This window comes from uncultured Tateyamaria sp. (assembly GCF_947488715.1).
GTDB lineage: Bacteria > Pseudomonadota > Alphaproteobacteria > Rhodobacterales > Rhodobacteraceae > Tateyamaria.
The window spans coordinates 710,760-729,129 of the sequence record NZ_CANLAG010000001.1 but is presented as its reverse complement, the minus strand read 5'-3'; the positions used below and the strand labels follow the sequence as shown (position 1 = coordinate 729,129).

General features: G+C 60.7%; 17 protein-coding genes. 8 read left to right on the top strand and 9 right to left on the bottom strand.

From position 1 onward, the window contains the following. Positions 1–58 precede the first annotated feature (58 nt). Both Q0936_RS03675 and Q0936_RS03670 read left to right on the top strand, forming a co-directional pair. Complete coding sequence (locus Q0936_RS03675; protein ID WP_299294545.1) at positions 59–682, top strand: Crp/Fnr family transcriptional regulator; 624 nt, start codon at positions 59–61, stop codon at positions 680–682. Between the two features lie 70 nt (positions 683–752). Further along, the gene (locus tag Q0936_RS03670; protein WP_299138181.1) at positions 753–947 is read left to right on the top strand and encodes a DUF2892 domain-containing protein; all 195 of its coding nucleotides are present in this window, start codon (positions 753–755) and stop codon (positions 945–947) included. 90 nt (positions 948–1,037) lie between these two features. Here Q0936_RS03670 and Q0936_RS03665 read toward each other — a convergent pair whose 3' ends face one another. From Q0936_RS03665 to Q0936_RS03655, 3 genes are all read right to left on the bottom strand, one after another. Continuing rightward, a complete protein-coding gene (locus Q0936_RS03665) occupies positions 1,038–2,687 on the bottom strand; it encodes a pyridoxamine 5'-phosphate oxidase family protein (protein WP_299294543.1) in 1,650 nt (549 codons plus the stop codon). A gap of 62 nt (positions 2,688–2,749) precedes the next feature. Then, positions 2,750–3,373: a glutathione S-transferase family protein gene (locus Q0936_RS03660; RefSeq protein WP_299294540.1), complete on the bottom strand. Its 624-nt coding sequence runs from the start codon at positions 3,371–3,373 to the stop codon at positions 2,750–2,752. A gap of 29 nt (positions 3,374–3,402) precedes the next feature. Beyond that, positions 3,403–3,879, bottom strand: a complete 477-nt coding sequence (locus Q0936_RS03655) for a nuclear transport factor 2 family protein (protein WP_299294538.1) — start codon at positions 3,877–3,879, stop codon at positions 3,403–3,405. A 135-nt stretch (positions 3,880–4,014) separates the two neighbouring features. Between Q0936_RS03655 and Q0936_RS03650 the strand changes: the two genes are divergently transcribed. The 4 genes from Q0936_RS03650 to Q0936_RS03635 all read left to right on the top strand — a co-directional run bounded on the left by Q0936_RS03650 (position 4,015) and on the right by Q0936_RS03635 (position 7,140). Then, complete coding sequence (locus Q0936_RS03650; protein WP_299138193.1) at positions 4,015–4,911, top strand: LysR family transcriptional regulator; 897 nt, start codon at positions 4,015–4,017, stop codon at positions 4,909–4,911. Between the two features lie 139 nt (positions 4,912–5,050). Further along, complete coding sequence (locus Q0936_RS03645) at positions 5,051–6,007, top strand: AraC family transcriptional regulator (protein ID WP_299294536.1); 957 nt, start codon at positions 5,051–5,053, stop codon at positions 6,005–6,007. A 112-nt stretch (positions 6,008–6,119) separates the two neighbouring features. Beyond that, positions 6,120–6,488, top strand: a complete 369-nt coding sequence (locus Q0936_RS03640; RefSeq protein ID WP_299138198.1) for a hypothetical protein — start codon at positions 6,120–6,122, stop codon at positions 6,486–6,488. 67 nt (positions 6,489–6,555) lie between these two features. Further along, entirely contained in the window at positions 6,556–7,140 is a 585-nt protein-coding gene (locus Q0936_RS03635) for a uracil-DNA glycosylase family protein (RefSeq protein ID WP_299294534.1), read from the top strand. Between the two features lie 118 nt (positions 7,141–7,258). Here Q0936_RS03635 and Q0936_RS03630 read toward each other — a convergent pair whose 3' ends face one another. After that, positions 7,259–9,547: an adenosylcobalamin-dependent ribonucleoside-diphosphate reductase gene (locus tag Q0936_RS03630; RefSeq protein WP_299294532.1), complete on the bottom strand. Its 2,289-nt coding sequence runs from the start codon at positions 9,545–9,547 to the stop codon at positions 7,259–7,261. Positions 9,548–9,735: 188 nt separating this feature from the next. On the opposite strand from Q0936_RS03630, the gene Q0936_RS03625 reads away from it, so the two are divergent. Then, complete coding sequence (locus Q0936_RS03625; protein WP_299138208.1) at positions 9,736–10,167, top strand: DUF1489 domain-containing protein; 432 nt, start codon at positions 9,736–9,738, stop codon at positions 10,165–10,167. Between the two features lie 9 nt (positions 10,168–10,176). On the opposite strand, the gene hisG is transcribed toward Q0936_RS03625, so the two are convergent. The 3 genes from hisG to hisS are packed head-to-tail and all read right to left on the bottom strand — an operon-like array spanning position 10,177 to position 13,408. After that, entirely contained in the window at positions 10,177–10,869 is a 693-nt protein-coding gene (gene hisG, locus Q0936_RS03620) for an ATP phosphoribosyltransferase (RefSeq protein ID WP_299294530.1), read from the bottom strand. Beyond that, complete coding sequence (locus tag Q0936_RS03615; protein WP_299294528.1) at positions 10,866–11,936, bottom strand: ATP phosphoribosyltransferase regulatory subunit; 1,071 nt, start codon at positions 11,934–11,936, stop codon at positions 10,866–10,868. Before Q0936_RS03615 ends, hisG begins: the two co-directional genes overlap by 4 nt. Next, positions 11,933–13,408, bottom strand: coding sequence for a histidine--tRNA ligase (gene hisS, locus Q0936_RS03610; protein WP_299294526.1), 1,476 nt, complete (start codon positions 13,406–13,408; stop codon positions 11,933–11,935). The genes Q0936_RS03615 and hisS overlap by 4 nt, the downstream gene beginning before the upstream one ends. A 118-nt stretch (positions 13,409–13,526) precedes the next feature. On the opposite strand from hisS, the gene Q0936_RS03605 reads away from it, so the two are divergent. Then, on the top strand, positions 13,527–13,721 hold the full coding sequence (locus Q0936_RS03605; RefSeq protein ID WP_299294570.1) for a SlyX family protein: 195 nt from the start codon (positions 13,527–13,529) through the stop codon (positions 13,719–13,721). Between the two features lie 16 nt (positions 13,722–13,737). Here the strand turns inward: Q0936_RS03605 and Q0936_RS03600 are convergent, their stop codons facing one another. Together Q0936_RS03600 and dnaE are read right to left on the bottom strand one after the other, a co-directional pair. Further along, positions 13,738–14,796, bottom strand: coding sequence for a hypothetical protein (locus tag Q0936_RS03600; protein WP_299294524.1), 1,059 nt, complete (start codon positions 14,794–14,796; stop codon positions 13,738–13,740). A gap of 72 nt (positions 14,797–14,868) precedes the next feature. Further along, positions 14,869–18,369: a DNA polymerase III subunit alpha gene (dnaE, locus tag Q0936_RS03595; protein WP_299294522.1), complete on the bottom strand. Its 3,501-nt coding sequence runs from the start codon at positions 18,367–18,369 to the stop codon at positions 14,869–14,871. Between the last annotated feature and the right edge of the window lies 1 nt (position 18,370).

Genomic DNA, 18,370 nt, shown 5'->3' with positions numbered 1-18,370 from the left:
GTTGTCATCCTGCGACAACAGCACGGCACCCATGTGCCCAAGTTGCAGGCAGAACGGCATGGCACAGCACAAGACACTGACAGATTTCGCCGCTGACGGCACGATGATCACCGCGCCTGATGGCGCCTGCCTGTTCCGCCCGGACGATCCGGTCAGCGCGTTCCTGATCGTGGTGGCGGGTACAGTGCGGGTCGAGCACAGCACGCCCGCCGGGCGCACCGTCACCTTGTACCGCGTTGAGGTGGGCGACAGTTGTGTGCTGACGACCACGTGCCTGTTGTCGGCGCGGGCCTATTCCGGCTTCGGCTATGCCGAGGGGCCGGTGCGGGCCATTGCCATTCCGGCGGACCGGTTCCGGCACCTTTTGGGGACGGACCCCGCCTTTCAGGAGGTTGTGTTTCGCGGGTTTGCCCAGCGGGTTGGCGAGCTGACGGATGTGATCGACACACTGCTGGTTCACCGCACCGACCTGCGCATTGCCCATTGGCTTGGCACCCGCAGTGCGCAGGACCTGAACATGACGCATGAGGATATCGCCCAAGAGCTCGGCACCGCACGTGAAGTCGTGTCACGCACCCTGAAGGCGCTGGAGCGGAATGGATGGATCGAGACCGCACGCGGACATGTGCGCATCATTGATCAGGCGGCACTCTGTCATCATGCCCGCGCGCATACTGTGTGACACCGTCACAGACCTGACCGCTTGGAGGCCTTAACAGGTTCTCATCACACAAGCGGATCGGAGCACTGACATGACACTCACACGCAACCTTGGACGATTTGACCGGTTGGCACGCCTTGTATTGGGTGCGCTTTTGGTCGTTCTGGCGATCACCGGGACCATTGGGGTTTGGGGATGGCTGGGGGCGATTTTCGTCGCCACTGCGTTTATGAACTTTTGCCCCGTCTATAGGGTTCTGGGCCTCAAGACGTGCCAGGACTGCTGAAGCGCCTCGTTCTGTGGGCGGCGATCCTGAGTGGTGTCGCCGCCCTGACGCTGATTTGTTCCACGATGATTGTTTTTGGGTAGCAACACGTCACGCAGGTGCCGATGGCCCAAACGTTTCAAAGTGGATGTGTGCGGCTGAGATACCGGCCGCTTCAAGACCTGTGCGCATGTCCGACAAAAACCGGGCGGGTCCGCACAGCATGTAATGTGCATCGGCCCCGACACCGCCAAGTGCCGCGACATCTTTTGACGTCAGGCGGCCTGCTGCGTCGTAGTCTTGTCCAGCCACGTCCGTCGTGTCCGGTTGGCTGTAGACCACGTGGCGGTGCAGGTTGGGGTGTGTATCGACAAGCGCGCGGACATCACTGGCAAAGGCATGTGCAGCGCCATTGCGTGCGGCATGCACGAACCAAACGGGGCGGTGACTGCCTTGTGCCGCAAGTTCTTGCATCATGGCCATCATCGGCGTGATGCCAACGCCCGCACTGACCAGAACCAGCGGGCCGTCCCCATCTGGAACAATAAATTCGCCGCCCGGCGGCGCGGCTTCGATGACGTCACCGGTCTGGAGGTGGTCGTGGAAGAACCGCGACACCAGCCCCTGTTCCTCGCGCTTGATGCTGAGACGCCATGCCTCTGACGGGTTGGAGGCCATCGACAGCGAATAGCTGCGTTTGGACAGGCCCACCTGACCGGGGATCTGGACCTGAATTGGCAGGTGTTGACCCGCCTTGAAGTCAGGCAGCGGCGCGCCATCCACCGGGCTGAGGTAGAACGAGGTGATGTCCTGCGCCTCTTGCACGCGGGCCGTCACCTTGAGTTGACGGGTGAGGTGATCCTGCGGTGCCCACCGCAGCGACAACGCCGCGGGGCGGTCGACAATGGCATCAATCTCGACCTCGATCATGCGCCGCGCATCCGGGTCGCGGGTCACATCGGGGTCCCAGTCAATTGTGGCCCGCCCCGACACATGCAGCAGCCCGCCGGTTTCAAAATCCACAAAGACGAGGCCCACCCGTGCATCGTTGATCAGGTTGCCGATGGTGTTGAAAAAGTTGTTGCCGGAATAGTCGGGGATATGCAGGTGCGTGCCGTCGATCACCTGGACAAAACCGGGTGCGCCGCCTCGGTGCGAGGCATCAAAACCACGCGACGGCACGTCGTTGCCCTCTTGGTGCCCTGACCCGATGAACAGGGTGTCGGCGGCGCGGATGCGCGCGATTTGGGCGTCATCCAACACATCGGTCCGGCGCGCAGGCTGCGGCGCATGCTCTGTCACCCGCGTCCAGGCGCGTTGATGGATGTATTGCGGGCAATTGCCAAAGGTCTGGCGGATGTCGATGGCAAAGCCTGTGTCGGTTTTGCGCGTGTCACCGCTGAACCGGTTGCGGCGGCGCGAGGCCAGTTCAATGCCCACGGCACCGATGGTAGTGCCACCCGTCAGTGCCAGCGCCAGCGGATCGTCATCATCAATGTGGGTATCGAGTGTCAGTGTCCGGGTGTCCGGGGACTGGATAAACCCGTCGCCCCCCTCGACAAGCGTGACCCAAGTGTGGCCTTGCGTGTCCGCCCCGGCAAGCACCAGAAACGGGAGGGAGGTGTGAAACTCCCGATGCTGCTCGGGCAGGTGGTCGCGGACAAAGCCCCCGGCCCATTCCGCCACATTGCCGACGCCTGCGCGGATTTGTGCGGTGCGTTCGCCATCGTGAAAAGGGGTGTCCGTGGTTGCATGTGCCATGTCAGCGACCTTTGTTTGGGGTGCGAAAGGTTGGCGCATCGGCGCCAACGCAGTTCAGTGTTTCAGGCCAGTTCGGGGATCGGCGAAGGGGCCATCCCGACAAAGCCCGGCTGTGCCTCGACACGCGCAATCCACGCGCGGATGTTCGGATATGCGGACAGGTCCACACCACCCTCAGGCGCATGCGCGATATAGCTGTATCCCGCCACGTCAGCGACGGTGATCGTGTCCGCCGCCAGCCAGGTGCGGCCCTCCAGATGCGCCTCAACCAGCTGAAACAGGGCGTGCGCCTTGGCAATGGCTGCCTGGTGGTCGAGCGGCGCACCAAACAACGTGACAAGGCGCGCAGCACAGGGGCCGGAATAGATGTTGTCCGCAGCGACGGTCAGCCAACGCTGTACCTCGGCGGCGGTTTTTGCGTCCTGCGGGAGCCAGTCGCTACCCGCCGCATAAGTCTGTACCAGGTAGACAAGGATCGCATTGGAATCCGCCAGCGTATAGCCGCCATCGTCAATCGCCGGCACAAGGCCAAAGGGGCTGATCGCCAGAAACTCGGGCGCTTTGTGCGCACCGTTCATCATGTCGAGGTCAATCGTCTCATAGGGCAGGCCGAGAAGGGCAAGCATCAGTTCGACGCGGTGACAGTGGCCGGATTTCGGCGTGCGGTAGAGTTTGATCGGGGTCATTTTATCCTCGGGTCAGTGGAGTGGTGAAGTTACAGGCCAAGATCGCTGAGACCTGGGTGAGCGTCCGGGCGGCGGCCCAAAGGCCAATGGAACAGGCGTTCCGCCTCGGTGATGGGCAATTCGTTGATCGACGCGTGGCGATTGGCCATGAACCCCTGGGCATCGAATTCCCAGTTTTCGTTGCCATAGGCGCGATACCAATGACCGCTGTCGTCGCGGTATTCATAGGCATAGCGCACCGCGATGCGGTCCTCGGTATGCGCCCACAGTTCCTTGATCAGGCGATAGTCCAGTTCCTTGTGCCACTTGCGGGTCAGAAACGCCTGGATCTCTGCGCGGCCTTGCGGAAATTCCGCACGGTTTCGCCATTTACTGTCCAGCGTATAGGCCAGCGTCACCTTGGCGGGATCGCGGCTGTTCCAGCCGTCTTCGGCCAGTCGAACCTTTTCGATTGCGGTGGCTTTGGTGAACGGGGGCAAGGGGTGTCTGGGCGGTTCTGCGTGCATCGTTTCGTCTTTCGCATATCAGCGGGACTGGGGCGTCCGTTTCGATACAGGACAGATAGATTGCGCCATTAGACAAATTAATATAGTAATTTTGAAAGTCATTATTTTGAAAAATAGCTATAATTGAGTACCCGGATGGATCGGTTACAAAGCCTGGAAATCTTTATCGCGGTGGCCGAAGCACAGAGTTTTGCCGAAGGCGCACGGCGCATGGGCCTGAGCGCGCCCTCTGCAACGCGGGGTGTGAACGGGTTGGAAGCACGGTTGGGGACGCGGCTGTTCACCCGCACCACCCGCCGCGTGCGGCTGACCGAGGTCGGGCAGGCCTATCTCGAAGATGCGCGGCATATCCTCGCCCAGGTGCAGGCCGCCGACGAAGCCGCCGTTGGCGCGGCGACCAATCCGGTGGGCCAGTTGCGCATCACCTGCCCCACGGAATTTGGTCGGATTTATGTGGCGCCTGTGTTGACCGAGTTTCTGGATCTTCACCCCTCGGTGCAGGCCGATGTGCTGATGGTCGACCGCGTGGTGAACATGGTCGAGGAGGGTTTTGACCTCGCGGTGCGGATTGGCCCGCTGCCATCATCGGGGCTGACGGCGGTACGGGTCGGCCAAGTGCGGCGCGTGGTGTGCGGCACGCCCGCCTACTTTGCCAAAAACGGTGTGCCGGAAACCCCATCAGATCTGCGCGATCACCAAATCGTATCCGCCGGAGCGGCCAGCCCCACAACCGAATGGCGGTTCGGTCGTGATCAGCAAGAGGCCGTGCGCATTCACCCGCGACTGTCGGTCAGCAGCGTGGCCGCCTCGATTTCCGTTGCCAAACGCGATTGGGGTCTCTGCCGCGCTCTGTCCTATCAGATTGGTCCTGACCTCGAGGACGGGACATTGCAGACGGTGTTGGACGCGCATGAACCCGCAGCATTGCCCATTCACCTCGTCCACGTGGAGGGCCGCCGCGCACCCGCAAAGATACGCGCGTTTATTGAACTGGCAAAAGAACGGCTGCGGGCGAAGCGGGTGTTGAACTGACAAAACGATACCATCGGTATCGCGTCCGAGCCGTCTTCAACGATGGCATAGCCAAGACAAAACATCTGCGAACGTACCGAATACCATGCAGATCGTTCAGAGACCTGTACACCTGCGCTTGAGCGCTTAAATTACAGGCATGCTTGATCTTCTCAGTGATATCCTCACCAACCTGTCGATGCGCGGCACGCTGTATTTCCGCACGTCGTTCACCAAACCCTGGGGCGTTGCCGTTCCCAACTATGAGAACGTGGCGCGGTTCCACTTTGCGCATCGCGGCAGTTGTCTGGTGCGCGTGGCTGGGGTGGCAGAGCCTGTGGCGATGGAACAGGGTGATCTGGTCATCATCCCACACGGATCTTCGCACGATCTGTATTGCGGCCATGACCCGGATCGCACGATCATGCCGTTGGACGCTGTGCTGGAGAAATCCGGCTTCAAGGGGTCGGGCGTGTTGGTGTACGGCGGCGAAGAACCGCAAAGCGAAACGCAGTTGATTTGCGGCCACTTTGCGTTCGAGCCGGGTGCTCGGCACGTTTTGATGGAGCGTTTGCCGCCCCTGATCCACCTCAAGAACTACGGCGAAGCCGCAGGTCGCTGGATGGAGGCGACCCTGCGCGTGATCGGCGAAGAGACGGGTGGGCACAAGATGGGCGGTGACCTGATCGCCCTGAAGATGTCCGAGGCGATTTTGGCGCAGGCGATCCGCAGCTTTATCGAAGGCGATAACGCACCCGAATGGGGGCTGGGCGCATTCTCTGACCCGCATCTGTGCCGGGCGCTGGACGCGTTTCACAAGGCACCATCCCAAAGCTGGACAGTCGAAACACTCGCCAAGACCGCCGGGATGTCGCGCACCAGTTTTGCCGTGCAGTTCCAAAAGCTGATGCAATTGACGCCGATGGAATATGTGACTGGCTGGCGCATGGAGATCGCCAAGAAACGCCTGTCGCAGCCGTCCACGTCACTGAGCGATGCAGCCGAATGCGCGGGCTATGCGTCCGATTCCGCGTTCACCCGCGCCTTCAAAAAGGAAACGGGTCAAACACCTGCGGAGTTCAGGCGACAACAATCCGCTGTACGTTCCGAAGTCTGAACGATCTGCATATTTTCCAGAACGTGCAGGCATGTTTTGGCACGGCTAGGCTGCCTACTTTCTGACTATCAGTGCTGAACACAGCACGCGTAGCAACAAGAGAGAATAGCCGATGTTTCCCCGTTTCATCACTAAATCCATCCACGCCTACCTCGACTACCCCGTCGCATTGGGACTGCTGGTCATGCCCTTTCTGTTTGGGCTGGGCGCAGAAAATGTACTGGCGTTCTGGCTGTCTGTCGCAACAGGCGTTGCGGCCTTTGGGCTGACTGTTCTGACGGATCACCATCTGGGCGTGATACGGGTGCTGCCTTATGGCTTGCACCTTGCCGTTGACGGCATGGTCGGCGTGGCCTTTGTCGCAGCCCCCATCCTTCTGGGCTTTGTCGGGTTGGATTTCTGGTACTACATGGTCCTTGGCCTGACCGTTCTGGCGGTTGTCGGCCTGCACCAGCCCGAAGGCGAAGCCGCACGCGCCTGACCTGGCCGCACAATCCAAAACGGACCGCATATCCCATGCGGTCCGCACCCGTTTCGGAGGCATCATCATGCACAAGGGCGAAACCATCAGTCACCTGACAGACCAAGTGCGTGCATGTACGATCTGCAGTGACTTACCCTTGGGTCCACGCCCGATCTTTCAACTCGGTGCATCCGCCAAGTTGCTGATCGTGGGTCAGGCACCCGGGCGGATCACCCATGAAAAAGGTGTTCCGTTCGATGACCCGTCCGGCGACCGCTTGCGGACGTGGCTGGGTGTTGATCGCACGACGTTTTACGACGCCAAAAAGACTGCGATCCTGCCCATGGGGTTTTGCTTTCCCGGCACGGGCAGTGGCGGCGACCTGCCGCCCCGTTCCGAATGCGCGCCTGCGTGGCGGACGCAGGTGCTGGACGCTTTGACCGAAGTTGAGCTCACCCTTGTCATCGGGCGCTATGCCATCGACTGGCATCTGCCCGACTATGGACGCCACACGGTCACCGAAGCAGTCAAAGCCTGGTCCGACGTCTGGCCCGCGCAGTTGATCCTGCCCCACCCCAGTCCACGAAATAACCGCTGGCTCAAGACAAACCCGTGGTTCGAAACAACTGTTATCCCTGCCTTGCAAAGCCGCGTGCGCGATCTGTTGTGATAGACCTTGCCGGTTTTTACACGGCTGCCAGTCAGGCTGCTGGAGTTGGCTGTTTTACTTGAATGCGTGTCCAAGTTTTACAGGTGTTAACCAAGCCGACAGCGTGTAGTTCACAAGGTCATCCGCACTTGGAAAACCCGCAAGACGCACATGTCATGCACCCCTCGACCATACGCAATTCATAGCTGCCACAGGACGAGCACGCTTTGCCGCGTGGTGCGTCGATCCCGACGACGTCCGCCTTGGGATCAGACTTCAACCCCATGCCCTCACCCTCGATAAAGCCGGTCGCCACCAGATGCTGTTCGATCACGCCACCAATCGCAGCAAGGATCGACGGGATGTATTTGCCCTGCATCCAGGCACCACCGCGCGGATCGAACACCGCTTTGAGTTCTTCAACCACAAAGCTCACGTCACCACCGCGCCGGAAGACCGCCGAAATCATGCGCGTCAGGGCCACGGTCCAGGCGAAATGCTCCATATTCTTGGAGTTGATGAACACCTCGAACGGGCGGCGATGCCCACCGATCACAAGGTCGTTGATGGTGATGTAGAGCGCGTGCTCGCTGTCCGGCCACTTGACCTTGTAGGTGTTGCCCTCGAGCGCGTTGGGGCGATCCAACGGCTCGGCCATATAGATGACGTCGCCATGGGGTTGCATCGGTTCTGCATCGTCGTTGGCCCGCACGGCGACCTCGGCGGGCTTCTCTTCCGCCACAGTCAAAACGCTGCCCGTCACCGCATTGGGCCGGTAGGTGGTACACCCTTTGCAGCCGGTGTCCCAGGCTTCCATATAGACGTCTTTGAAGTCATCAAAACTGATGTCCTCGGGGCAGTTGATCGTCTTGGAAATCGACGAATCCACCCATTTCTGCGCGGCCGCCTGCATCTTGACGTGGTCCAGTGGGGCCAAAGTCTGTGCGTTCACAAAGTAATCAGGCAACTCTGCGTCGCCGAACTTGTCGCGCCACATCTGGACGGCATAGTCCACCACCTCTTCTTCGGTCCGGGAACCGTCCTTTTGCAGCACCTTGCGCGTGTACGCATAGGCAAAGACAGGTTCGATCCCCGACGACACGTTCCCGGCATAGAGGCTGATGGTCCCGGTGGGCGCGATAGAGGTCAAAAGCGCGTTGCGGATCCCGTGTTCGGCCACGGCAGCACGGACGTCTTCGTCCATGGCTTGCATCGTGCCTGACTGCAGATACCCCTCCGCATCAAAGAGCGGAAAGGCACCTTTTTCCTTGGCCAATTGCACCGACGCCAGGTACGCGGCGCGGGCGATGGATTTCAACCAGCGCTCGGTTTGACGCGCCGCCTCGTCGGATCCATAGCGCAGACCCATCATCAATAGCGCATCGGCGAGGCCAGTCACACCCAACCCGATCCGGCGCTTGGCCGCTGCCTCGCGTGCCTGCGCCTCGAGCGGAAACCGGGACGCATCCACAACATTGTCCATCATCCGAACTGCCGTCGTTACCAACGCGGTCAATCCGTCCTCGTCCAGTGATGCCTGTGCAGCAAAGGGCGCATCAACCAAGCGCGCCAAGTTGATAGACCCCAATAGGCAGGCACCATAGGGTGGCAGCGGTTGCTCGCCACAGGGGTTTGTCGCGGCAATTGTCTCGCAATAGTTCAGGTTGTTGGCTGCATTGATCCGGTCAATAAAGATCACGCCGGGCTCTGCGTAGTCATAGGTCGACCGCATGATGCCGTCCCACAGCTCCCGCGCCCGCACCGTCCTGTAGACAGTGCCATCAAACACCAGATCCCACGATCCGTCCGCTTTGACCGCATCCATAAACGCATCGGTCACCAGAACGGAGACGTTGAACATGCGCAGACGGGCGGCGTCGGATTTGGCGGTGATGAAGTCTTCGATATCGGGGTGATCACACCGCATGGTCGCCATCATCGCGCCCCGGCGGCTGCCCGCGGACATGATCGTGCGGCACATGGCATCCCAGACGTCCATAAAGGACAACGGGCCGGACGCATCAGCGGCAACCCCTTTGACCCCTGCCCCTTTGGGCCGGATCGTGGAAAAGTCATACCCAATTCCACCGCCCTGCTGCATCGTCAGGGCCGCTTCCTTCAGCATCTCGAAAATGCCACCCATGCTGTCGGGGATGGTGCCCATGACAAAGCAGTTGAACAGGGTCACCGACCGCGCAGTGCCTGCGCCAGCCGTGATCCGGCCTGCGGGCAGAAACTTAAAATCTTCGAGCGCCGCGTAAAACGAGTCTTCCCACGCGTCCGGGTCTGTTTCGACCTTGGCCAGATCACGTGCAATACGCCGCCAGCTGTCTTCGACGGTTTCGTCGATGGCAGTGCCGTCCGCCTCTTTGAAGCGATACTTCATGTCCCAGATTTGTTCGGCAATCGGTGCAGCAAAACGCGACATTGGTTCATCCCCTCGACGGGCGCCGATTCTGTCGGCCCCCTTGGCAGGCAACCAACTTAGCCCAAATTGCCCACAACCACTAGACGCAATCGCCGCGCGAACACTAAATGTAGCGCCACAGCAACCACAACACCTTGCAGCTTTGGCGGCAAATGCTACTATATTTGGTATGGCTGGAGGTGGATTCTGTGGACAACTACGTCAATCTTATCAAACTGTCCGTTGGCAGTGAGACCTATGATGATCTTGCCGCCTGGCAACAGACAAAGCGGGCACAGACCGCTGACGGGTTCCCCCGGCACGTCACGCGGATGTGGCCCAAACGCGCCGATGACATCTTGAATGGTGGTTCGATTTTTTGGGTCGTCAAAGGTGTGGTGACATGCCGTCAGCGCATTATCCGTCTGGACGAAGTGATTGGCAGCGACGGGATCCGTCGCTGTGCCATCGTGTCAGACCCTGAACTGATCCGCGTACAGGGCGCATTGAAACGCCCGTTTCAGGGGTGGCGCTACCTCAAACCCGAAGACGCACCACCAGACCTGCCAAAGGGGCGCGAACGCGAGGAACCTTTACCGACGGAGCTCAATCGCGCATTGGCGGAAATCGGCGTTCTCTAGCCCTTTGGTTCAGGACAGCGACAGCTTTGCCATCAAGGCAGACAGGACCGCGCGGTCCGTATCCGTAAGGTCCGCACCGCGCGCGCGCCACAACGTTGCCTGGCTGGCCAGGATCAACCCATCCTCAAGGATCTTTAGGTGGTTGGCGCGCAAGGTCTCGCCCGACGACGTGATGTCTGCGATGGCTTCTGCGGTCTCATTGGCGACGGTCCCTTCGGTCGCGCCCTGACTGTCGACGATGGCGTAATCCGCCACGCCAGCATCCCGCAAAAAGTCGCGGACCAGCCGGTGATACTTGGTTGCGATCCGCAGACGGAACCCATGCGTGGCCCGAAATGCCGCCGCAACCGCGTCGAGGTCATCGGTCAAATCCACGTCGACCCAACCCTGCGGCACGGCAAGCACGAGATCAGCATGGCCAAAGCCCATTTCAGCCATCGGCTCGACCTGCTGTTCCCACAGGGGCAGTTTTTCATGGATGAGGTCAGTGCCTGTCACACCAAGATGAATGCGCCCCGCAGCAAGTTCGCGCGGCACTTCGCCCGCTGACAACAGCACCAGAGCGACACCGTCAATGCCGTCAACAGCACCCGCATATTCGCGATCCGACCCCGTGCGCATCAGCATGACACCGCGCTTTTCAAACCACTGGAACGTCTTTTCCATCAGCCGCCCTTTGGACGGAACACCCAATTTGATCATTGTCCGCCCTCCAGTTCGACCAGAAGGCCCGGACGGATGACCGCACCCACAGCGGGGATTTCCTGCCCCTGCCCCAGGCGTCTGGTCAGCGCGTCATAGCGGCCACCGGACGCCACAGGGGGCAGATCGGGACGGCCCTCAGCGTAGAACCCGAACACAAAACCATCGTAGTATTCCATCGACGTCCGGCCGTAATTCGCCTCGAATTCCAGCGTATCCACATCGATCCCACGGTCCTTCAACGCGTTGGCGCGTGCATCCAACCGTTTCACGGCAGTGCGGATTGCAGGCAGGTCCACAGAAAGGTCATGCAACTGCGCCAAGGCAAAGGGCAGCGTCTCGCGCACCTGCAACAACGCATCCAGGCTGTCGATCTGCGCACCGGAAATCGGCGGTTCGGCGGCGTCTGCATGCAGTGCGGCAATCCGGGCATCAATCTCGGCCTGACTACGCAGACCGGTCAGCGGCACGTCGGTTTCGACACGCCCATCCAACAGCGCAGCGCGTGTGTCGGGTTGCGGCGTGCGTCCCGAGAACCGGTCAAGCAAGGCGCGAAAGCGGCGCGGGCGCCAGATATGGCGGCGCAGAGCGGTCTTGCGTCTGTCGGAGGTCTGCAACCCATCAACGGCGGCCATCAAGATACCGATGTCGCCCGTCGCCGCGCGCAGGTTCAGCCCCGACGTGGTATCAGCGATCAGTGCAAAAACATCTGCATCGGCTGCGGCGGGGTCCACGCGGTCAAACACTTCGTATCCGACTTGCAGGTATTCATTCGCGCGCTCGGGATCGTCCTCTTGCCTGCGAAACACCTCGCCCGCGTAGGTATAGCGCGCGGGCTCCGCCCCGTGTTCCATGTGCATCTGCACCACTGGGACTGTAAAATCCGGACGCAGCATTTGTTCGCCGCGCAAGGCGTCGGACGTCACATAGGCACGGGCGCGGATGTCTTCGCCGTAGAGATCAAGCAGCAGGTCCGCAGGTTGCAGGATGGGCGGCTCAACCGCCTGCGCACCGGCAGCCACAAACCGGTCCCGCAGGGCGTAGGCCCGCTGGCGTGCGTTTGTCATTGGTTCAGGATCTCTTTGACCTTGGCGAGCATCTGATCGCGCGGCACTTCGAACTGGCTTGGGCGGTCTTTCCATTCTTCATGGGTCGCTGTTTCCGCAATTTTTGCACCCAGGATCAAGTCCTTGATCTGCACCACGCCGCGTTCGTTTTCGTCGCCGCCTTCGATGATGGCGATGGGGCTGCCCCTCTTGTCCGCGTATTTGAGCTGATTGCCAAAGTTCTTGGGATTGCCAAGGTACACTTCGGCCCGGATGCCCGCGCTGCGCAGTTCGGCGACCATGGCCTGATAGTCGGCCATGCGGTCCCGGTCCATCACAGTGACGACGACAGGCCCCTGTTCGGTCGTGCCGATACGGTTGGTTGCGCGCAGGGCAGCGAGCAGACGGTCAACACCGATAGAGACGCCCGTCGCCGGGACCTCCTGACCGGTGAAGCGCTTGACCAGATCGTCATAGCGCCCCCCACCCGCGACCGAGCCGAATTGGACCGTCTGGCCCTTTTCGTTCTGGACGTCGAAGGTGAGTTCGGCCTCGTAGACCGGGCCGGTGTAGTAGCCGAGGCCGCGCACGACCGAGGGGTCGATGATGATGCGGTCGGGGCCATAGCCGAGCGCATCCAAAAGGGCGGCGATCTCTTCGAGTTCGGCAACACCTTTGGTGCCAATGTCAGACCCATCCACCAACTCACGCAGCCGAGCCACAGTCTCAGGTCCAGTTGCGCGTTGCGCATCCATGAAACCCATAACGACATCGGCGTCGGCTTCCGACAGTCCCGCACCTTTGGTGAAGTCGCCGCTTTCGTCCTTGCGTCCCTCGCTCAGTAGGGCGCGCACACCGTCTTGCCCCAGGCGGTCCAACTTGTCGATGGCGCGCAGGACGATGCCGCGTTCGGCCTCTTTGTCGTCACCGGCAAGACCCGCAACTTCCATCACCCCGTTCAACACCTTGCGGTTGTTGATGCGGATCACGTAGTCGCCGCGCTGGATGCCCACGGCCTCCAATGTGTCGGACAGCATCGCGCATATCTCGGCATCTGCGGCCATTGAGGCTGTGCCAACCGTATCCGCATCGCATTGATAAAACTGGCGGAACCGACCCGGCCCCGGCTTTTCATTGCGCCAGACTGGCCCCATCGTATAGCGCCGGTAAGGGTTTGGCAGGTCATTGCGGTGCTGTGCGTAGACGCGGGCCAAGGGCGCCGTCATGTCGTATCGCAGAGCCAGCCAATCGCCGTCCTCTTCTTGCCAGGCGAACACACCCTCGTTCGGGCGGTCGACGTCAGGCAGGAACTTGCCCAGCGCCTCGACCGTTTCGACGGCACTGCTTTCCAATGCGTCAAAGCCGTAGCGATGGTAAACCCCGGCGATCTTGCTGAGCATATCGGCGCGGTCGGTGACATCCGTGCCGAAATAGTCGCGGAACCCCTTGGGCGTTTGTGCCTTGGGGCGGGGGGTCTTCTTGGGCTTGGCCATGGTGCCACTCCGATTGGGTTCGGGCGCGCAATATCGCAGGCGCGGTGACGGGGCAAGGCAAGGGTTGCTTGCGCGCAGGCGCGGATTGGCCCACATGGAGGACATGACCGACACACGTATCAACGCGCTCGAAGAGCAGATCGCCCATTTGACCCGCGCCGTCGAGGACCTGTCAGACGTCGTAGCCCGTCAGGAACGCGAGATTTCGCTGCTGACGCGGCGGGCGCAATTGCTGATGGAACGCGAGGCCGAGCGTGAGGCACAGGGCGGCGGCGGTGTTGTGGTTGGTGACGAACGCCCCCCACATTACTAACCGGGTCAGACGTGTATCAGGGCGTTTTGAGTGCAGCCGCCAAGACTGTGCCATCATGCAGCAGCATGTCCGACCAGCGCGCGTTTTCGCCAAAGTTCTCGTAGACGCTCACAAATACGGTAGTTTTTTCCAACCGTGAGATGCGACCGCCGCACGGTGTATTCCGTCCCACATGGCAGATCCGCGACTTCAGCTTTTCATAGGCTTTGTCGGTGGTCGAATAGGGGTATTCCTCTGCCGGCAGTCCGTAGCGCAGTTGTTCGTGGAACTCTGGCGCGCCAAAAATGGCGAGCGATGCCGTGAACTGGCGGGGGCAATTGTCAGCGAAGCCCGTGATGTAGAACGTGCGCGGGCCTGCGCTGTCGGGTGCGCTGTCATATAGGTAATATCCCGGTCCCTTGCGGGCGGCACGATCCACAAGTGTGCCAAGCTCGCGGGTGCGTGCGTCACATACCCGCGCAATTTCACCAAACGGCAGCACGGTTCCTTTGGGCACGTCGCGCGCATCCGGTCCGGTCCGGCGCGCTGGTGTCGCGCGCAGACCGCCAAAGAGGCGCGCGCGTTTTTCCGGCTCAACAAGGTCCGGCGTGTCCTCAATGGGTGCGGCCACTGCAACTTCAATAACCTCTTCCTCTTCAGACGGGCTTTCAGTGACCGTTTCGGCGGTCTCGGTTTCCGTCTCTGGCGTGTCTTCCGCGGCTGCGGCACGGCGCAACCATCCCAACACGCCCCGACCCGTCGGGTGTTCGGGCGTCTCAACACCCTCGGGCACATCCGCGCTCAGCTGCGCGTCGGCGGGGGCGTCAGCAGCCTGGTTTTCGATGGATGCGTCAGGCGCAACATCCGTGGACGCCACTGCGGTATGTTCATCGGGGCTTGGTGTACGGGGGCCAAAAAGTCCGGACAGAACGCTGCCTTCGCGGGCCAGCTCTTCGTCGGAGGGTAATGCGGCGCTGCCGCTGTCATCTGGCAATTCCGTCAAACCATCAGAGACACGTTCCACGTCGCGCAGCGGATCACCGCAAGCACCCAGTGCCAGACACAATGGCACGACGATCCAAGTCATGGATTTCATGGCAACGCTCCTCCCGGCCACTGACCTAGCCTGTCCGGGGCCCTGCGTCCAGAGACGGGACCGTCCGGGGCGTCACATGTCCTGAACGTCCAGCACACCGGTCAAGGACTTGATCGCCCCCTTGATCTGTGGCGTGACTGGAAATTCCGCGCCCAGATCCATCTCAACCTCGCCGGGCAGGCTGTCGTCCATCAGACAGACGGTGATGGGGCCACGCCCCGCGCCTTTGGCCGCTTGTGCCGCACCGTCCAACACCGTCGCGACAGATGCCAGAGCCGTTGGCGCATCGACAAAGATGCGCAGGCCCATGCCGCCCACGTCCGCGACCACCGTGTCAATCGGGGCCACAGAGCGGCCCAAGAGTTTCAGTTGATCGCTTTCCATCGTGGCCTCGACCGTGACGATGACCTTGGCCCCGGTCACCAGGCTGTCTTGGGCCTTTTCGAGGCTTTCGGAGAACAGCGTGACCTCATATGCGCCCGTGGTGTCCGACATCTGGCAGAAGGCAAACCGGTTGCCGCGCGCAGATTTGCGGATTTGCAGACCCGACACGACGCCTGCCAATTTTGCGACCAGCGGCTGGCCTTCGGCCTTGGCCGTGACTTCGTCGAGTGTGATGACACCCTTGCGCTTGAGCGGGCCCATATAGTCATCGAGCGGATGACCAGAGAGGTAAAACCCAACGGCCTTGTGTTCCTCGCCCAGCCGTTCCGCCGGAAGCCAATCATCCACAGGCATCATGCGGGGTTCCGGAAGATCATCTCCCGCCTCACCAAAGAGCGAGACCTGATTACTGGCCTTTTGATCAAAGATCGCGGCGGAATAGGCACTGAGATTGTCGAGTGCGTCGAAGACGCGGCGGCGGTTGGGATCAAGTTGATCAAACGCGCCCGCGCGGGCCAGCATTTCAAGCGGGCGTTTGCCCACTCGTTTCAGGTCGACGCGGCGGGCAAAGTCAAAGAGCGTCGCAAAGGGTTTGTCGCCACGCCCCTCGACCACCAGTTTCATCGCCTCGACGCCTACATTCTTGAGCGCGCCCAGCGCGTAGACAAGCGCCTGATCCACCACTTTGAACGTCGCATCGCTGCGGTTCACACATGGCGGCACCCAAGGCAGGTCAAGCGCCTTGCGCACTTCTTCGAAGTAAACGCCCAGCTTGTCGGTGAGATGGATATCGCAGTTCATCACCCCGGCCATGAATTCGACCGGATGGTTCGCCTTGAGCCAGGCCGTCTGATAGCTGACCACCGCATAGGCGGCAGCGTGCGATTTGTTGAAACCGTAGTTGGCGAACTTGTCGAGCAGGTTCCAGACCTCGGTCGCCTTTTCCTTGTCGACGCCATTCTCTGCGGACCCTTTGAGGAATTTCGGGCGTTCGGCGTCCATCGCCTCTTGGATCTTTTTACCCATCGCGCGGCGCAACAGGTCAGCACCGCCAAGGCTGTAGCCTGCCATTTCCTGCGCGATCTGCATCACCTGTTCCTGATAAACGATGATGCCCTGCGTCTCGTCGAGGATGTGATCGACGGTCGGGTGCAGCATGTCACGCTCGCTCAGCCCGTTTTTGACCTCACAGTATTTCGGGATGTTTTCCATCGGACCAGGACGATAGAGCGCAACAAGGGCCACAATGTCTTCGATGCAGGTGGGCTTCATACGCTTGAGCGCGTCCATCATGCCAGAGCTTTCCACCTGGAACACGGCGACAGTCTTGGCGGCAGAGTAGAGCTTGTAGCTCGCCTCGTCATCGAGCGGGATGCCACCAATGTCGTTTTCCATGCCATCGGCGGGCACGTAAAGTTCGGTTCCATCTGCAGCCACATGCAACGGGCGGCCAGAGGCAAGGATCTGATCTACCGCATTTTGAATGACGGTCAGGGTTTTCAGGCCCAGAAAGTCAAACTTGACCAGCCCCGCCTGTTCCACCCATTTCATGTTGAACTGGGTTGCGGGCATGTCCGACCGCGGGTCCTGATAAAGCGGGACAAGCGCGTCAAGAGGTCGATCCCCGATCACCACACCCGCCGCGTGTGTGGATGCGTTCCGCAGCAAACCTTCGACCTGCTGGCCGTAGGTCAACAACCGGTCCACGACCTCTTCGCTGCGCGCTTCTTCCCGCAGGCGCGGCTCGTCCGCCAACGCCTTTTCAATACTGACGGGCTTTACGCCTTCGACCGGGATCAGTTTCGACAGCCGGTCCACCTGTCCATAGGGCATCTGCAACACGCGCCCGATGTCTCGCACCGCAGCCTTGGACAGCAACGCACCAAATGTGATGATCTGCCCGACTTTGTCGCGCCCGTACTTTTCCTGCACGTAGCGGATCACTTCCTCGCGCCGGTCCATGCAAAAGTCGATGTCAAAGTCAGGCATGCTGACCCGCTCCGGGTTTAGAAACCGTTCAAACAGCAACGCATAGCGCAGCGGATCGAGGTCGGTGACGGTCAGCGCATAGGCGACCAGAGAACCCGCACCCGATCCACGACCCGGCCCAACAGGTATCCCCTTTTCCTTGGCCCATTTGATAAAGTCGGCAACGATCAGGAAATAGCCGGGGAACCCCATCCCCTCGATGATGTCCAACTCGAAATCCAGCCGCTTTTGGTATTCCTCGACCGAAGTCGCATGCGGGATCACTTTGAGGCGGTCTTGCAATCCTGCGTTCGCCTGGCGGCGCAGCTCCTCAACCTCGTCATCGGCAAATTTGGGCAGGATCGGATCGCGGCGATAAGCCATGAACGCACAGCGTTGCGCGATCTCTACGGTATTCTGGATCGCTTCGGGCAGGTCCGCGAACAGGGTGACCATCTCGGCCTGGCTTTTGAAATAGTGCTGTGCCGTCAGCCGTCGGCGCGGTTCCTGCTGGTCGACATATGCGCCTTCGGCGATGCAGATCAGCGCGTCATGGGATTCGTACATATCCGGCTTGGGGAAATAGACGTCATTTGTCGCAACAAGCGGGATGTCCATTGCATAGGCCATCTCGACGAACGGGCGCTCGGTCTGACGCTCTGCTTCGGGGGCACCGCCATCACCTGGATGTCGCTGTAGCTCGATATACAAACGATCAGCGTAGATTTCGGCCAACCGGGTCATCAAAGTCTCTGCCGCCGGGCGTTGGCCTGCCTGCAACAACATGCCAACCGGTCCGTCCGGACCGCCCGTCAAACAGATCAGGTCATGCGCATAGGTCGCCAAATCGTCCACCGTGACATGCGGCAGTTCCGATCCATCGCGCAGATACAGGCACGAGTTCAACTTCATCAGGTTTTCGTAACCCGCCTCACTTTGGGCGAGCAGAACCAGTGGCGCGGGATCGCGTGGCCGCTCCCCCGGACGGGGCGTGACATATTGCAGATCCACCTGACACCCGATGATGGGCTGTACACCCGCCCCGGCCATGCCGACGGAGAATTCAAGCGCCGCAAACATGTTGTTGGTGTCCGTCAGCGCAATCGCGGGCATATCCGCACCGCGCACCAGGTCCGGCAGCTTTTTCAGCCGCATGGCCCCTTCGAGAAGGGAGTATTCGGAATGGGTGCGCAGGTGAATGAATCGGGGAGCATCAGTCATA

Coding starts and splice junctions, on each gene's coding strand:
- Q0936_RS03675 (WP_299294545.1), top strand. CDS start 59: ATGGCACAGCACAAGACACTGACAGATTTCGCCGCTGACGGCACGATG.
- Q0936_RS03670 (WP_299138181.1), top strand. CDS start 753: ATGACACTCACACGCAACCTTGGACGATTTGACCGGTTGGCACGCCTT.
- Q0936_RS03665 (WP_299294543.1), bottom strand. CDS start 2,687: ATGGCACATGCAACCACGGACACCCCTTTTCACGATGGCGAACGCACC.
- Q0936_RS03660 (WP_299294540.1), bottom strand. CDS start 3,373: ATGACCCCGATCAAACTCTACCGCACGCCGAAATCCGGCCACTGTCAC.
- Q0936_RS03655 (WP_299294538.1), bottom strand. CDS start 3,879: ATGCACGCAGAACCGCCCAGACACCCCTTGCCCCCGTTCACCAAAGCC.
- Q0936_RS03650 (WP_299138193.1), top strand. CDS start 4,015: ATGGATCGGTTACAAAGCCTGGAAATCTTTATCGCGGTGGCCGAAGCA.
- Q0936_RS03645 (WP_299294536.1), top strand. CDS start 5,051: ATGCTTGATCTTCTCAGTGATATCCTCACCAACCTGTCGATGCGCGGC.
- Q0936_RS03640 (WP_299138198.1), top strand. CDS start 6,120: ATGTTTCCCCGTTTCATCACTAAATCCATCCACGCCTACCTCGACTAC.
- Q0936_RS03635 (WP_299294534.1), top strand. CDS start 6,556: ATGCACAAGGGCGAAACCATCAGTCACCTGACAGACCAAGTGCGTGCA.
- Q0936_RS03630 (WP_299294532.1), bottom strand. CDS start 9,547: ATGTCGCGTTTTGCTGCACCGATTGCCGAACAAATCTGGGACATGAAG.
- hisG (WP_299294530.1), bottom strand. CDS start 10,869: ATGATCAAATTGGGTGTTCCGTCCAAAGGGCGGCTGATGGAAAAGACG.
- Q0936_RS03615 (WP_299294528.1), bottom strand. CDS start 11,936: ATGACAAACGCACGCCAGCGGGCCTACGCCCTGCGGGACCGGTTTGTG.
- hisS (WP_299294526.1), bottom strand. CDS start 13,408: ATGGCCAAGCCCAAGAAGACCCCCCGCCCCAAGGCACAAACGCCCAAG.
- Q0936_RS03600 (WP_299294524.1), bottom strand. CDS start 14,796: ATGAAATCCATGACTTGGATCGTCGTGCCATTGTGTCTGGCACTGGGT.
- dnaE (WP_299294522.1), bottom strand. CDS start 18,369: ATGACTGATGCTCCCCGATTCATTCACCTGCGCACCCATTCCGAATAC.